Below are 14,496 nucleotides of genomic sequence, written 5' to 3'. Positions count from 1 at the left end.
ATGACAACTAAATCTTGGCTCAGTCATTACCCTTTAGCGTATGAGACTGAAATTCCTGCGGTGGATTTTTCAATACCAGAAATGCTTCGACATACCGTTTCTTCATTCCCGGATCATCCATGTATCAGCTTTTATCAAAAACGGATCACGTATGTTGAACTTCAAGGTGCCGTCTCCATGCTTGCTTCATCCTTTCAACATATTGGATTGAAGAAAGGAGACAGGGTGGCGATCATGCTCCCGAACTGTCCGCAATATGTGATCTCTTATTATGGAATCCTTACATTCGGGGGAATTGTCACACAGGTGAATCCGATGTCGGTTGAAAGGGAATTAATCCATCTGCTTAATGACTCGGGAGCTGAGACAATCGTCGTATTGGACCGTTTTTATCCTATGGTTAAATCTATACAACAGGAAACAGAGATCAAGACGATTATCGTAGTCAGCCTCCAGAAGGAATACAGTGCTTCGGACTACTCCTTTGATGAATTTTTAAGGGTGGGGGATGGTAAAGTATCGCCCGTGTCGATAAATCCTGAAGAAGACGTGGCAGTCCTTCAATATACAGGTGGGACAACCGGTGCATCCAAGGGAGTTATGCTCACTCATAAAAACATTCTTTCAAATGTCATTCAGAGTCAACTTTTCTTTAAAGAGAGCATCGAAAGAGGAAAAGAGAGAAGCCTGAGTGTGATTCCGTTTTTTCATGTGTTTGGGATGAATTCCTGTATGAACTTTGCGGTCTATTCGGCCAATGAAATGATCTTGCTCCCCAGGTTTGAATTGACCGAAGTATTAACAACGATTAAAAACGAACAGCCTACACTGTTCCCAGGTGTGCCGACGATGTACGTGGCAATCACCAATCATCCACAGGCAGAAGAGTACGGAATTGATTCTATAAAGATTTGTAATAGCGGAAGTGCCCCGATGCCAGTAGAGTTATTGAATCAATTCGAGAAGAAAACAGGAGCGAAAATATTAGAGGGATACGGTTTATCAGAGGCTTCACCAACGACTCATTGCAACCCAGCTTTTGCAGAAAGAAAGCCGGGAACCGTCGGAATCGGCTTTCCATCCACAGACTATAAGGTAGTCGATTTAGCGACTGGTACTAAGGAGGTTCCTTTAGGGGATGTGGGCGAACTCATAATTAAAGGCCCTCAAGTCATGAAAGGCTACTGGAATTTACCTGAAGAGACTGCCCACGCCCTTCGAGATGGCTGGCTTTACACAGGGGACATCGCCCGGATGGATGATGAAGGGTATGTATCGATAGTAGACCGAAAGAAGGATATGATCATTGCATCAGGATACAATGTGTATCCGAGGGAAGTCGAGGAAGTCATTTACGAGCACCCAAGCGTACAGGAAGCTGTTGTAATCGGAGTCCCGGACTCTTATAGAGGAGAAACCGTTAAGGCAGTGGTCGTCTTAAAGTCAGGGGAAAAGGCATCTGAAGGAGAATTGGTTCGATTCTGTCAGGAGAATATGTCTTCATTCAAGGTACCAAGAATCATCGAGTTCCGTGATGAGCTTCCTAAGACGAGTGTTGGGAAAATATTAAGAAGAGCTCTGCGTGAAAGCGTGAGGTAATATGATATAATTCAGGTGATATTTGCAGATTGAGAGGATTTCAGATGAAAGAAAAACTTACAGAACATGCTGTACGCTTATTTGATGAGAAGGGGTTTACTGTTACTTCCATCCAGGACATCGTAGAATCCATTGGTGTAACGAAAGGAACATTCTATTACTACTTTTCCAGTAAGGAAGAGCTGTTAAGGGAAATTCACATGAGCTATATTGATGGCTTATTATCTAAACAGGAAAGAGTTCTTGGGGATGACCGGAAGAGCTACATGGAAAAACTATATGATATTGTCCATCTTTCCATTCTGGACATTAAAGAGCAAGGGGGCAGTGCCAAAGTATTTTTTAGAGAAATGAGGCACTTGAGCAAGGAAAGTCTGGAGGCAATTGAGCCTAAGCGGGATATGTATCGATATAATATTGAAACTCTCCTGAAAGAAGGTAGGAAGAACGGGGACTTTCATGAGGTCTTTGACGTATCGATTGTAGCTTTTGGAATTCTCGGAATGATGAATTGGAGCTACCAATGGTATAAACCTGATGGTGCGAAATCCGATCATGAAATTGCCCGGACTTTTGTCGATATGGTATTAAAAGGGATTGAGTCATAGTAAATGGGAAATCATCTACAGGATTTCCTTTCGAATTAACATACCGACTGGTTAGTATTTATGGAAGGAGAGGGCGTGCAAATGGAAACCATCATGGTAACGAGTAGATTTTGCGAAACGGATGCATTAGGTCATATCAACAATACAACTTATTTTGTTTATTTAGAAGAAGCAAGAATTAGATTCTTTCAAGCTCTCGGATTTGATATGGATGTGAAAGACTGGCGATTTATTCTGGCTTCAACCAAATGTGACTTTATATCCCAAGGATATTTTAATCAAGAGCTGAAGATCACCACCTATCTATCAAAAATTGGATCAAAGAGCTTTCAATTAGAGCATGATATCTTATGTGCGAACACCCATCAATTGATAGCAAAGGGAAATGCGGTGATCGTTTATTTTGATTTTCTTGAGCAGCAAAGCAAAATGATCCCTGAGTTGTTAAAAGAGCAGTTAAGCATTCATCTTCAATCAGAAAAGACTGAATATTCTTAATTAGGGAGGGGTAACATGACTGAAAAAACAGGATATGAAACGGTAGCGGTGCGACAAGGAGAAGAACTGAATGTAACCAATTTAAAATACTTCTTGAATGAGCATTTCCCTAACTTCATTCAAGAAGACCTATCCATAAGGCAATTTTCTGCGGGACACTCAAATCTGACGTATTTATTAAAAATGGGTGAATGGGAAGGTGTTCTGAGACGGCCTCCCTTGGGACCCGTGGCTCCAAAAGCTCATGATATGAAAAGAGAATTTAGGATTCTTTCAGAAATTCAACCACTATTCGGGGTTACACCGGAGCCGTATGTATTCTCTGATGATGAAAGGATCGTAGGCAGCCCATTTTTTATCATGGAGCGAAAAAGGGGTGAAGTATTTGATACTTCCTTTCCCCCGCATCTCCATGTAACCCCAGATGTCTGCAGGAGAATATCGGAGGAAATGGTTTCTAAACTGGTGGAACTTCATTCCATTGATCACAGAAAAACAACTCTTAATGAAATCAGTAAGCCCGAACATTTTATGGAAAGACAAGTACACGGGTGGATCAATCGTTACGAGCGTGCCAAAACAAGTGAAATTGGTGAAGTAGATCAGCTGACACACTGGTTGATAAAGAATGTACCAGGAAATGCTGAATCGACAATCATTCATTATGATTATAAATTAAACAATGCCATGTTTTCTTCTGACATGAAATCCATGGTGGGGTTATTTGACTGGGAGATGGCGACCGTTGGCGATCCCCTTGCAGATTTAGGTGTCGCTATGGGGTATTGGATACAGAATGATGATCCCGAGTTATTAAAGTTCGGTCTTGGAAAGCCTCCGGTAACGATCATGGACGGTTTTTACAGCAGAAGGCAATTTATCGAAGAGTATGCCAGGAAAAGCGGCAGGGACGTGAACCATATCCATTTTTATTTATCTTTTGCTTACTTTAAGCTCGCAGTCATTGTGCAACAAATCTATTACCGCTTTAAGATGGGGCAAACCAGGGATCCACGATTTTCTCAATTTGATCGGTTTGCGGAATCTTTAATCACCCTTGGAAATCAAGCTGCATTCGAGCGCCAGGAATAAAGACAAGGAGATGATCGAAACGATGAAAACCTCTTTACTAATTGAAACCACTGACCGGGTGCTTACATTGACATTAAACAGACCGGATAGCTTGAATTCCTTTGATGAGAGCATGCTTACGGGAATCGTCGAAGCACTCCAGCAAGCAGAACATAATGAGGAAATTAGAGCCATTGTGATTCGCGGTGCCGGGAGGGCCTTTTCTGCAGGCGGCGACGTGAAAACAATGGGGAGCGCCACATCAACAGAAGTCTATGAACATATCGGGATATTAAATACATGCATTAAAGCGATTAAGGAAATAGATAAACCGGTCATCGCCTCGGTACACGGCTTTGCAGCAGGTGCCGGATTTAATCTGGCCCTCTCCTGCGATTTGATTATCGCTTCAGAAGATAGTCAATTTGCTTTAAGCTTCTCTAAAGTAGGTCTTATATCCGATGGCGGAGGTTCGTATTTTCTTCCACGCATCATCGGTCCTCATTTAGCGAAAGAATTCTTCTTTTCAGCAGAACCTGTGGCTGTAAGAAGAATGTATGACTTAGGTGTGGTAAACCGTATTGTCCCTTCTGAAAGACTTGAAGAGGAAACAACTGATTGGGCTCAGGAATTAGCCTTGGGTCCAAGTAAAGCATATGGAATGATGAAGAAAATGATTGATCGTTCATTCACCACATCATTGAATGAAATACTTGAACAAGAACGAATCACACAAACAATGATGATTTCAACTGAAGATCATGCTGAGGGAGTTTCAGCATTTAAAGAAAAAAGAAGACCATCTTTTTCAGGGAAATAGGAGGGATTAGGATGAAAGCCATTCAGTTTAAAGAGTTTGGAAGCCCTAATGTATTAGAGAATGTGGATATAAATGTTCCGGTGCCTCAAGGTAGAGAAGTCCTTATCGAAGTTCATGCATCTGCAGTCAATTATGCTGATACAGCAAGACGGGAAGGGCAATATGTGGTAAAAACCCCACTCCCATATATTCCGGGTTCTGAAGTGGCGGGAATCGTCACTGAAGTGGGAGAAGATGTGACGAGAGTAAGAAAGGGAGACCGGGTTGTAGCCATGATGGATTCCGGAGGTTATGCAGAATTTGCCCTGACAGATGAGCGTTCGGTGATCCCCCTCCCATATGGATTGGATTTCAAAGAAGCTGCCGCCATCCCTGTTCAGGGTTTAAGTGCCTATCATATTTTGAAAACATTGGGAAGAGTGCAACAGGGAGAAGCCGTCCTCATTCATGCAGCTGCTGGTGGCGTTGGCCTGCTTGCCGTCCAACTGGCAAAACGTTTTGGAGCAGGTAAGGTGATTGCCACGGCCAGTACAGAGGAAAAGTTACGTCTTGCTGGGGAAATGGGGGCAGACGTATTAGTCAACTACACTCAGGATGGCTGGGAAGCAGACGTCTTAGAAGCAACAAATGGAAAGGGCGTAAATCTGGCATTGGAGATGGCTGGCGGTGACATTTTCTATAAAACGTTAAAATGTCTCGACTATTTCGGAAGAATGGTCATTTACGGAGTAGCAAGCGGGGAGCAGAGCAGATTTTATCCTTCTTCATTGATGGCAAAGAATCAATCTGTTATCGGGTTCTTCCTCCCTCCTCTCATGAGAGATTCCGAACTTACCCAGAAAACCCTTCATGAAATCTTTCATTACGTCGCGTCCGGGGAATTGAAAGTAACGGTTGGTCATGTGTTTCCTTTAGAAGAAGCAGCAAAGGTTCATTCACTCATGCAGGCAAGAAAAACGGTAGGAAAGGTAATCCTGCAACCAAAATTCTAGGACTTTATAGGGGGGAACCGGTATGAACTTACGGTTATCAGATGAACAAAGGATGATTCAAAAAACCATCCGTAAATTTGTTGAGAAAGAACTTATACCTTTAGAAAATGAAGTGCTAAGAAATGAACGGGAAGGAAAACCAAGTCTTTCCCCGGAAAAAAGAAATGAGCTACAGTTAAAAGCAAAGGAAGCAGGGTTCTGGGGGATCAATACACCAGAAGAGTACGGCGGAGCGGATCTCGGGCAAATGATGATGGCCATTGTATATATGGAAATCTCCAAAACCTTTGTGCCTTTCAGTTTCGGTGGTTATGCAGACAACATCCTATACTATGCCAACGAAGAACAGAAAAAGAACTATTTGATCCCCACTATAAACGGAGAGAAAAAGTCCTGCTTCGCCATGACGGAACCGGGAGCTGGATCCGATACTCAAAACATTCGGATGACCGCAGTGAAGGATGGAAATGAGTGGGTGTTAAATGGTGAAAAAACCTTTATTACGGGCGGAAATGAAGCAGACTTTGTCATGGTCATGGCGGTGACCGATAAGGAAAAGCATCGGCGAACGGGTCGGGACGGAGTAACCTGTTTTATTGCCGATCGTAGGATGGGATGGACATCTGAATACATTCATACCATGGGGGAATGGGGACCGGCCAGTCTGTTTTTTGATGACGTGCGGGTGCCTGAAGAAAATATTCTGGGTGAAATTGATGGTGGCTACAATCTTGGCCTGGAATGGATCGGGTTCGCACGGTGGATTGTAGGGGCACAAGCGGTAGGAGCAGCGGAACGCTTACTTCAAATGGCGATTGACTATTCAAAGGAAAGGGAGACATTTGGAAAGCCAATCGCGGATAGACAAGCGATTCAATGGAAGATCGCTGACTCTGCCGTGGAAATTGAAGCTGCCAGATGGCTTGTGCTAAATGCAGCATTCACGCTGGATCAAGGAGAAGATAATCGCCATGTTGCATCGATTGCCAAGCTGTACGGATCGAATATGGGCAATCGGGTAGTGGATCGGGTCCTTCAAATTCACGGAGGGATGGGCTACACAAGAGAGCTTCCCATCGAACGCTGGTATCGTGAAGCAAGATTGTGGCGGATTTATGATGGTACTGATGAAATTCAAAAACTGATCATTTCACGGAATCTATTAAAAGGGCATGTAAAAGTGGGCCAATTTGTTTAAAGGAATAGGGAGGTAATGTGAATGGGTGATAGATTTAGAGGAAAAGTAGCTTTAGTAACAGGCGGGAGCCGGGGGATCGGTAAAGCGATTGCAAAGCTCTTTGCAGAAGAAGGGGCAATGGTTGCCATCATTGACGTGAATGAAGAGGCACTTTTGGAAATCAGCGAGGAATTGAAAAAGTATGAAATATATACAAAAGTTGCGAATGTAATAGAATCCCGGGAAGTAGAAGAGGCCATAAACGAAGTCTATGAAACTTTCGGCTCCGTTGATATTGTCATCAACAATGCAGGAGTCATCAGAGACAATTTGCTATTTAAAATGACCGATAACGATTGGCAAACGGTCATGGATGTGCATTTGAAAGGATCATTTAACGTAGCAAAGGCAGCGCAAGGTCATATGGTGAAGAACAGGTATGGCCGTATTATTAATATCTCGTCTACCTCTGCACTCGGTAACCGCGGACAGGCAAATTACGCTACCGCTAAAGCAGGTCTTCAAGGTTTAACGAAAACTCTGGCAATAGAGCTTGGACCTCTGGGCATTACGACCAATGCAGTCGCCCCCGGATTCATCGAAACGGAAATGACTAGAGAAACGGCGAAGCGGATCGGAATCCCCTTTGAACAACTGGTGGAAGCGAGTCTTCAAGGAATTCCTGTAGGAAGGAGCGGGCAGCCGGAAGATATAGCGAATGCAGTGGCGTTTTTTGCGGATGAAAGCTCGTCATTCGTTAACGGTCAAGTCCTATACGTAGCTGGCGGGCCGAAAGCCTAAAGGGAGAAAGAGGTGAAGGATATGTTTGAATCTTATATTGGTAAACGCTCAACTTCCGTAGAAAATTGTGTGGAAAAAGGAGCGGTCCGTAAGTTTGCCGAAGCCATTGGAGATCTCAATCCCATTTATGTTGATAAAGAAGCAGGAAAGAGATCCAGGTTCAGGGGGAATATCCCTCCCCCCACTTTTCCCAGAGTGTTCGACTATGGAACGATTGAAGGTTTTCATTTACCGAACGTCGGGTTAATTCATGGTGAACAATCTTTTCACTATGAAAGACCACTGAAGGTCGGGGAATGTATTCAGTGTTACACGAAAATAAAAGATTACTATGAACGGAAAGGATCGGGTGGAACACTTGGTTTTCTTGTAATAGAAGACATCGGTGAAGATTCAGGAGGGAAAAGGGTTTTCACTTCCGAAGCGATTGTCATTATCACTGAAGCGGTTAAAGAGAGGTTGGGAATATGACTAAACTATCATCCTTTAATATAGGTGAAATCCTTCCCCTTGTTGAGTTAGGTCCAGTCTCGAGAATCGACTTAATCAAATATGCAGGAGCCTCGGGGGATTATAACCCCATTCATACGATCGATGAGGAGGCGCATAAACTGGGTCTTCCAGGAGTCATTGCTCATGGCATGTGGACGATGGGCAATGTCTCCAAGCTTTTTAGTGATCTTTATGAAGAAGGATATATCAAAGAGTACACCGTCCGGTTTAAAGGGATGGTTTTATTGAACGATGTCATTACATTGATTGCAGAAGTATCAGAAAAACAGGATGATCTCATACATTTTAAAGTTTTTGCGGTCAACCAGGACCAGAAAAAAGTGATCGAGGGTAAATTAATCTTTCAATTATTTTGATCACTCAGGTGAAAATAGTGTCCTATAGCGTTAATAAAGCGAATAGAAATAAAGAGAATGAAGGCTTTGCAAGAAAAATAAGCCAAAAGACATAAATCCGATAGAGAAACTCGGGTTGACTTCCTTGTAGAATATGATATTATTTAGAATATTAAAATTAATAACTCTTATCCAGAGTGGTGGAGGGATCTGGCCCTGCGAAGCCCAGCAACCTACGTTATGTAAGGTGCTAATTCCAGCAAAATGTGAAGTCATTTTGGAAGATAAGGTATCCTTACCTGAACAACTTTCCAAAATGGAGGGTTGTTTTTTTTCATTCATGTTTTTCTGGATAAGATAAAAATTGGGGGAATCATGTGACTAAAGAAAAAAATCAAGAAGCAGATTATGATGTGGTAGTCGAAAAGATCACTTCGATGTTGAAGACGATGAGTTTTGGATCGATTACAATTGTGGTTCAGGACGGTAAAGTCATTCAATTGGAGAAAAACGAGAAAGTGCGAATTAAATAAGCTGACTAGACAAACTAGAGGCGCATAACACAGATAAAGGAAATTCCTATATCTTGTTATCGCCTCTTTTTGTTTGGATGAGCGGGAAAGGGGTGTATCATGTTAACCTATCAAACTTGGAAAAAACCATCCATCAATTTTGAAATTGATCCGGTCTATAAAGGAGCGCTTAACGTCCTTGAGTGGACGTATGATCATTATGGTGAAAGTGTCGTATATGCATGCAGTTTTGGCATTGAAGGGATTGTATTAATCGATCTCCTAACCAAAGTGCAACCGAAAGCAGCCATAGTATTTCTTGATACAGGTGTTCATTTCAAGGAAACCTATGAAACGATTGAAAAGGTGAAGGAGAAGTATCCTGGTATCACCATTCATATGAAAAAGCCTGAATTAACGCTCCAAGAGCAAGCAGGAACATATGGAGATAAGTTGTGGGAGAGAAACCCCAATCAATGCTGTCAAATTCGAAAGCTTGACCCTTTAAAAGATTCCTTATCCAAAGGGAATGCTTGGATCTCAGGATTAAGAAGAGAACAATCACCTACAAGAAGTCAGGTTGAATTCATCAATAAGGATGACAAGTTTCAATCAGTTAAGATTTGTCCATTGATTCACTGGACGTGGAAGGAGATTTGGAGGTATGTCCATAAGCATAACCTATCCTATAATCCACTTCATGATCAGGGGTATCCAAGTATCGGATGCTTCCATTGTACAACACCATCCATAGACATCAATGATCTTCGCTCCGGTAGATGGAAAGGAAAAGGGAAAACCGAATGCGGTCTTCATTAAAAAGAGGTGACATTCTTTGCTTGAAACATTCGCCCTGATCATAAGCTTGTTCTTCGCTATGAACATTGGTGCCAGCGGAGCGGCAGCATCGATGGGGGTTGCGTATGGTGCAGGAGCAATAAAAAACATCAGGAATTCATTATGGATCTGCGCTGCAGGTGTCCTGAGTGGTGCTGTTCTTGGTGGTGGAGAAGTAGTTAAAACCATTAGTTCAGGGATTATCCCGCAGCATGTACTCTCCATCAAAATCGTGGTCATCATTTTGTTATCCGCCACCATATCCTTGTTCCTTGCAAATGTGATAGGGATCCCGCTGTCTACAAGTGAAGTAACGGTAGGAGCGGTTGTAGGAGTTGGAGTCGCATATCAAGTTCTATATGTGAAATCACTTTTAACAATCATGTCATTCTGGGTGATTGTCCCGGTCATTGCCTTCGGGATTACATGGGTATTCGGTATATGTTTAGTAAAACTTGAAAAGCGTGGTTTCCATTTTGAAAAAAGGTGGCTTGCGTACCTTTTGATTATCGCCGGATTCTTTGAAGCGTTTTCGGCAGGGATGAATAATGTAGCCAACGCCGTCGGTCCATTAGTGGGTGCGGGTTTAATGTCTCCTTCTCGGGGGATTTGGCTGGGTGGCTTATTCGTTGCCCTCGGAGCTATCATAATGGGGAAAAAAGTAGTGGAAACAAACGGGAAAAAAATTACACACTATTCAAAAGCCGAAGGAATCCTCATTTCTTCTACAGGAGCGATCCTTGTGATGGTGAGCTCACTGTATGGATTACCGATTCCGCTTACTCAGGTTACTTCGTCCTCGATCATAGGCCTCGGGATGGCGAAGAACGGCAAACATATGCTGCAAAAGAAAATTGTCAAAAAAATCGTCAAAATATGGGTGGTCTCTCCCCTGATTTCACTTAGTATTTCATATTTTTTAGTAAAGCTCGTGATCGATAGCGATCTATATTCGATTGTGGTTCCAATAAGCGTCATTATCGCAACTGTGGGAGCACTATCCCTCATGCGAGTGATCAATGAAGAAAGGCGATCCGTTCACGAAGACGGAGGCGGAATTTAATCTTAATTCCGATTAAAACAATATGTTAAGGAGGATAAATGATGAGTTTACAGCCCCACGGAGGAACGCTTGTTCAATCATATTTACCAGAAGAACCCTATGAGGATATTCTCCATGAGATCCCGTTAGACGAAACCGCGTTAAGTGATTTGGAACTTATTGGAATAGGTGCATACAGCCCTATAAATGGATTCTTGACTGAAGTTGATTATCAACATGTAGTAGAAAGTTTACGTTTGCGAAACGGCAGCGTGTGGAGCATCCCGATTACCTTGCCCATTGCAAAAGAAAAAGCAGGAGACGTAAAGAAAGGCTTAAAGAGCCGCCTTGTTTATAAGGGGGAAACATATGGCCTCATTGAAGTCGAGGATATTTATGAACCAGACAAACAGAAAGAAGCCCTTCTCGTATACGGAACGACCGACAAGGATCATCCAGGTGTCAAGAAATTATTCCAACGTGGAGATGTGTATGTAGGTGGGAAAATCAGCCTTATTAAACGTCTTTCCAAACCGTTCAACGAGTATACATTTGACCCAAGTGAAACGAGAAAGTTGTTTAAGGAAAAGGGATGGAAAACGATTGTCGGTTTCCAAACGAGAAATCCTGTTCACAGGGCCCATGAGTATATTCAGAAAACGGCATTGGAAACCGTGGATGCACTCTTCTTAAATCCGTTGGTTGGCGAAACAAAGGCGGATGATATCTCAGCGGGCATCAGAATGGAGAGCTATGAAGTTCTATTACAGAACTATTACCCTAAAGATCGTGTGTTTTTAGGAGTCTTCCCTGCTGCCATGAGGTACGCCGGTCCAAGGGAAGCCATCTTCCATGCACTGGTACGAAAAAATTATGGATGCACGCATTTTATCGTCGGGAGAGATCATGCCGGTGTTGGTGATTATTATGGTACCTATGATGCACAGAAAATATTTGATCAGTTCAATGAAGAAGAGATAGGGATTACCCCTCTCCGCTTCGAGCATAGTTTTTACTGTGAGAGATGCGAAGGGATGGCGACTACGAAGACTTGTCCTCATGATAAGAGCGATCACGTTATTTTATCCGGGACAAAAGTGAGAGGAATGCTCCGTAATGGGGAGGTTCCCCCTTCAACGTTCAGTCGCCCTGAAGTGATCGAAGTGTTAATTAAAGGCCTAAAGCAAGAAGCTAGACAAACGTCTTAAGGAGGATACCGGGTTGAATGAAAAATCAGAAAACGTCGTATGGCATGAAACCGCAGTAACGAAACAAGAGAGACGAAAAAAAAATGGACATCAAAGCTTTATTTTATGGTTCACGGGTTTATCCGCCTCAGGGAAATCGACTGTCGCCAATGCATTGGCTCACTCTCTTTTCGAACAAGGACATCAGGTCTATGTTCTGGACGGTGATAATGTCCGTCATGGATTAAACCATGATTTGGGATTTAAGGAAGAAGATCGCAAGGAGAATATTAGGAGAATTGGCGAAGTGTCCAAACTTTTCATCGACAGCGGTCAAATTGTGCTGACAGCCTTTATTTCACCATACAGGGAAGATCGTGCTCTCGTACGAAAGTTAGTGGAGATTGATGAATTTATCGAAGTTTATGTGCATTGTTCTTTAGAAGAATGTGAAAAGCGCGATCCGAAAGGCTTGTACAAAAAAGCACGTAACGAGGAAATCACTCATTTTACGGGAATCAGTGCTCCTTATGAAGCACCTGAAAAACCGGAAGTGGTACTGGATACAGAGAAACATTCAATTGAAGAATGCGTGGAGTACTTACTAACTGTATTGAATCAAAAACAACTTATATAAGGGGAGAAAATCATGGCATATTCAAAATCATGGGAGTCAAATGAAAAATTGAACAAAACGGAACAATGGAAACTGGAGAAAGACGGGTTGTCTATCTTTGAAGATATTCCTTACTATGCGGAAAACGGCTTTTCTTCGATTCCGAAAGAAGAGTGGGATAAATTTAAATGGGCAGGTTTGTATTTACAAAGACCAAAGGAAGACGGCTATTTCATGATGAGAGTGAACGTTCCCTCGGGAATCCTGACACATGAACAGGCTTTGGAGCTCGCTGCCATTTGTAAAGAGTATGGAAGAGACGTCTATGACATCACCACCCGACAGGCGATTCAATTTCACTGGTTGAAGATTGAACAGATTCCGGACATCTTCAAACGTCTGGAAAAGGTCGGATTGTCTTCTGCCGGTGCATGTGGTGATATCACACGTAATATCGTCGGGAACCCTCTTGCAGGGATCGATCCTGATGAACTTTTTGATACAAGGAGTATTGTGAAAGAAGTGTATGATTTCTTCCAGCATAACGAAGACTTTTCTAATTTACCGCGAAAATATAAAGTAGCCATCTCCGCAAATATCAATAATGCGTCGAATGCTGAAATCAATTGTGTTTCCTTTGTTCCTGCGAAAAAGCTGATTGACGGTAAAGAAGAAGTCGGCTTCCATCTGAAGATTGGTGGAGGATTGTCCGCAAGACCATTCCTAGCCCAAGAGTTGGATGTATTCATCCTTCCACACCAAGTGAAGGAAGTCGCAATAGCCGTCACCACGATTTTTCGCGACTTCGGTTATCGGGAGAAAAGACATTTGGCCCGGTTAAAATTCCTAATGGCAGATTGGGGACCGGAGAAATTCAAAGAAACCTTGTTACAGTATGTTGAACTTTTACCTGCGGGAGAAGATGCCGTGGAAGGATGGAATGCAGGATATTTCTACGGAGTACATCCACAGAAACAGGAAGGACTCAATTATGTGGGGCTGAATGTTCCGGTTGGACGCTTAAATTCTGATGAAGTATATGAGCTTGCGAGGATTTCCAAGAAATACGGGAATGGAGAACTGAGAAACTGTAATTCTCAAAATCTCATCATCCCCAACATTCCAGATGAACATGTTAATGCTTTGCTTTCTGAGAAAATCTTTGATCGCATTTCAACAAGTCCACTATCCTTCATCGGGTATTCCGTATCATGCACAGGCATCGAATATTGTAATCTCGCTTTAGTGGAAACGAAGGAAAGGATGAGGCAAATCGCCAACCAATTGGATCGGGAACTTTCATTGGATGTCCCTGTCAGAATCCACATGGTGGGATGCCCGAATTCATGCGGCCAACGACAAATCGCCGATATCGGGCTACAAGGAATTAAAATGAGAACAAAAGATAAGAAGATGATCGAAGCATTTGAAATATACGTCGGAGGAACTCTTCAAGACGGTGGAAAACTGAATGAAAAGTTAAAAGGGAAAGTGGAAGCAGGCAACCTGACAGGAGTGGTAAAGCAATTGCTCCTTCATTTTAAACAAACAAAAGAACCGGGAGAAGCCTTTTTTGACTATATCAACCGGGTCGGTACCGCTCCCCTTCAAGAATCGTTAGATCAATTACTTCAGGAAGCGTAAGGAGGCATGCTGGATGAACTTGTATCGATTTGAAGTGACTACTCACGACTTCGTCACGATTGTCGTAGTAGCGGCTGAATCAGATGAGAAAGCCTTTGATCTAGTAGAAATTGAATTAGAGAAGTATTTTTTGAAAAAGCCTGATGTGGTAGACATCTCTCTTTACGAGAAACGTAGAATCCGTGGGAATGGTGCAGGGTTTGTTCTGCATGAACAGGAAACAATCTTAAAACCTTAAGGAGGA

General features: G+C 42.7%; 17 protein-coding genes and 1 riboswitch. All 17 genes read left to right on the top strand.

Annotated features, from left to right (window positions below):
• Positions 1-1,599 carry a long-chain fatty acid--CoA ligase gene (locus AAEM60_RS12300; protein WP_341356423.1) on the top strand — a complete coding sequence of 533 codons (1,599 nt, stop codon included), beginning with the start codon at positions 1-3 and terminating at the stop codon, positions 1,597-1,599.
• Positions 1,600-1,643: 44 nt separating this feature from the next.
• The gene (locus AAEM60_RS12295; protein ID WP_299737218.1) at positions 1,644-2,207 is read left to right on the top strand and encodes a TetR/AcrR family transcriptional regulator; all 564 of its coding nucleotides are present in this window, start codon (positions 1,644-1,646) and stop codon (positions 2,205-2,207) included.
• A gap of 81 nt (positions 2,208-2,288) precedes the next feature.
• Positions 2,289-2,705, top strand: coding sequence for a thioesterase family protein (locus AAEM60_RS12290; protein ID WP_299737216.1), 417 nt, complete (start codon positions 2,289-2,291; stop codon positions 2,703-2,705).
• Between the two features lie 15 nt (positions 2,706-2,720).
• Positions 2,721-3,797, top strand: a complete 1,077-nt coding sequence (locus AAEM60_RS12285; protein WP_341356422.1) for a phosphotransferase family protein — start codon at positions 2,721-2,723, stop codon at positions 3,795-3,797.
• A 22-nt stretch (positions 3,798-3,819) separates the two neighbouring features.
• Positions 3,820-4,596: an enoyl-CoA hydratase gene (locus AAEM60_RS12280; protein WP_299737212.1), complete on the top strand. Its 777-nt coding sequence runs from the start codon at positions 3,820-3,822 to the stop codon at positions 4,594-4,596.
• Between the two features lie 11 nt (positions 4,597-4,607).
• Entirely contained in the window at positions 4,608-5,588 is a 981-nt protein-coding gene (locus AAEM60_RS12275) for an NADPH:quinone oxidoreductase family protein (RefSeq protein ID WP_299737210.1), read from the top strand.
• 22 nt (positions 5,589-5,610) lie between these two features.
• Positions 5,611-6,786: an acyl-CoA dehydrogenase family protein gene (locus AAEM60_RS12270; RefSeq protein ID WP_299737208.1), complete on the top strand. Its 1,176-nt coding sequence runs from the start codon at positions 5,611-5,613 to the stop codon at positions 6,784-6,786.
• A 21-nt stretch (positions 6,787-6,807) separates the two neighbouring features.
• The gene (fabG, locus tag AAEM60_RS12265) at positions 6,808-7,566 is read left to right on the top strand and encodes a 3-oxoacyl-ACP reductase FabG (protein WP_299737206.1); all 759 of its coding nucleotides are present in this window, start codon (positions 6,808-6,810) and stop codon (positions 7,564-7,566) included.
• A 21-nt stretch (positions 7,567-7,587) separates the two neighbouring features.
• A complete protein-coding gene (locus tag AAEM60_RS12260) occupies positions 7,588-8,037 on the top strand; it encodes a MaoC family dehydratase N-terminal domain-containing protein (protein WP_299737204.1) in 450 nt (149 codons plus the stop codon).
• Positions 8,034-8,435, top strand: a complete 402-nt coding sequence (locus AAEM60_RS12255) for a MaoC/PaaZ C-terminal domain-containing protein (protein ID WP_299737201.1) — start codon at positions 8,034-8,036, stop codon at positions 8,433-8,435. Before AAEM60_RS12260 ends, AAEM60_RS12255 begins: the two co-directional genes overlap by 4 nt.
• A 164-nt stretch (positions 8,436-8,599) precedes the next feature.
• Positions 8,600-8,705: riboswitch (SAM riboswitch) on the top strand.
• An 86-nt stretch (positions 8,706-8,791) separates the two neighbouring features.
• Complete coding sequence (locus AAEM60_RS12250; protein ID WP_299737199.1) at positions 8,792-8,947, top strand: YezD family protein; 156 nt, start codon at positions 8,792-8,794, stop codon at positions 8,945-8,947.
• 99 nt (positions 8,948-9,046) lie between these two features.
• Positions 9,047-9,745 carry a phosphoadenylyl-sulfate reductase gene (locus tag AAEM60_RS12245; protein WP_299737197.1) on the top strand — a complete coding sequence of 233 codons (699 nt, stop codon included), beginning with the start codon at positions 9,047-9,049 and terminating at the stop codon, positions 9,743-9,745.
• 58 nt (positions 9,746-9,803) lie between these two features.
• Entirely contained in the window at positions 9,804-10,826 is a 1,023-nt protein-coding gene (locus AAEM60_RS12240) for an inorganic phosphate transporter (RefSeq protein ID WP_341357996.1), read from the top strand.
• Between the two features lie 41 nt (positions 10,827-10,867).
• On the top strand, positions 10,868-12,013 hold the full coding sequence (sat, locus tag AAEM60_RS12235; protein ID WP_341357995.1) for a sulfate adenylyltransferase: 1,146 nt from the start codon (positions 10,868-10,870) through the stop codon (positions 12,011-12,013).
• Between the two features lie 13 nt (positions 12,014-12,026).
• The gene (cysC, locus tag AAEM60_RS12230) at positions 12,027-12,629 is read left to right on the top strand and encodes an adenylyl-sulfate kinase (RefSeq protein WP_299737195.1); all 603 of its coding nucleotides are present in this window, start codon (positions 12,027-12,029) and stop codon (positions 12,627-12,629) included.
• A 12-nt stretch (positions 12,630-12,641) separates the two neighbouring features.
• The gene (locus AAEM60_RS12225; protein ID WP_341356421.1) at positions 12,642-14,252 is read left to right on the top strand and encodes a nitrite/sulfite reductase; all 1,611 of its coding nucleotides are present in this window, start codon (positions 12,642-12,644) and stop codon (positions 14,250-14,252) included.
• A gap of 13 nt (positions 14,253-14,265) precedes the next feature.
• Positions 14,266-14,490 carry a DUF3906 family protein gene (locus tag AAEM60_RS12220; protein WP_341356420.1) on the top strand — a complete coding sequence of 75 codons (225 nt, stop codon included), beginning with the start codon at positions 14,266-14,268 and terminating at the stop codon, positions 14,488-14,490.
• Positions 14,491-14,496 lie beyond the last annotated feature (6 nt).

This window comes from Rossellomorea sp. y25, assembly GCF_038049935.1.
Taxonomy (GTDB): domain Bacteria; phylum Bacillota; class Bacilli; order Bacillales; family Bacillaceae_B; genus Rossellomorea.
Note: the sequence above shows the minus strand (reverse complement) of the source record. Positions and strands in the feature narration are given on the sequence as shown.

Excerpts from the sequence above, each read along its gene's own strand:
- AAEM60_RS12270 (WP_299737208.1), top strand. The coding sequence starts at position 5,611 with ATGAACTTACGGTTATCAGATGAACAAAGGATGATTCAAAAAACCATC.
- AAEM60_RS12285 (WP_341356422.1), top strand. The coding sequence starts at position 2,721 with ATGACTGAAAAAACAGGATATGAAACGGTAGCGGTGCGACAAGGAGAA.
- AAEM60_RS12260 (WP_299737204.1), top strand. The coding sequence starts at position 7,588 with ATGTTTGAATCTTATATTGGTAAACGCTCAACTTCCGTAGAAAATTGT.
- AAEM60_RS12300 (WP_341356423.1), top strand. The coding sequence starts at position 1 with ATGACAACTAAATCTTGGCTCAGTCATTACCCTTTAGCGTATGAGACT.
- AAEM60_RS12275 (WP_299737210.1), top strand. The coding sequence starts at position 4,608 with ATGAAAGCCATTCAGTTTAAAGAGTTTGGAAGCCCTAATGTATTAGAG.
- AAEM60_RS12240 (WP_341357996.1), top strand. The coding sequence starts at position 9,804 with ATGAACATTGGTGCCAGCGGAGCGGCAGCATCGATGGGGGTTGCGTAT.
- AAEM60_RS12295 (WP_299737218.1), top strand. The coding sequence starts at position 1,644 with ATGAAAGAAAAACTTACAGAACATGCTGTACGCTTATTTGATGAGAAG.
- AAEM60_RS12290 (WP_299737216.1), top strand. The coding sequence starts at position 2,289 with ATGGAAACCATCATGGTAACGAGTAGATTTTGCGAAACGGATGCATTA.
- AAEM60_RS12280 (WP_299737212.1), top strand. The coding sequence starts at position 3,820 with ATGAAAACCTCTTTACTAATTGAAACCACTGACCGGGTGCTTACATTG.
- fabG (WP_299737206.1), top strand. The coding sequence starts at position 6,808 with ATGGGTGATAGATTTAGAGGAAAAGTAGCTTTAGTAACAGGCGGGAGC.
- AAEM60_RS12225 (WP_341356421.1), top strand. The coding sequence starts at position 12,642 with ATGGCATATTCAAAATCATGGGAGTCAAATGAAAAATTGAACAAAACG.
- AAEM60_RS12255 (WP_299737201.1), top strand. The coding sequence starts at position 8,034 with ATGACTAAACTATCATCCTTTAATATAGGTGAAATCCTTCCCCTTGTT.
- AAEM60_RS12245 (WP_299737197.1), top strand. The coding sequence starts at position 9,047 with ATGTTAACCTATCAAACTTGGAAAAAACCATCCATCAATTTTGAAATT.
- sat (WP_341357995.1), top strand. The coding sequence starts at position 10,868 with ATGAGTTTACAGCCCCACGGAGGAACGCTTGTTCAATCATATTTACCA.
- AAEM60_RS12220 (WP_341356420.1), top strand. The coding sequence starts at position 14,266 with ATGAACTTGTATCGATTTGAAGTGACTACTCACGACTTCGTCACGATT.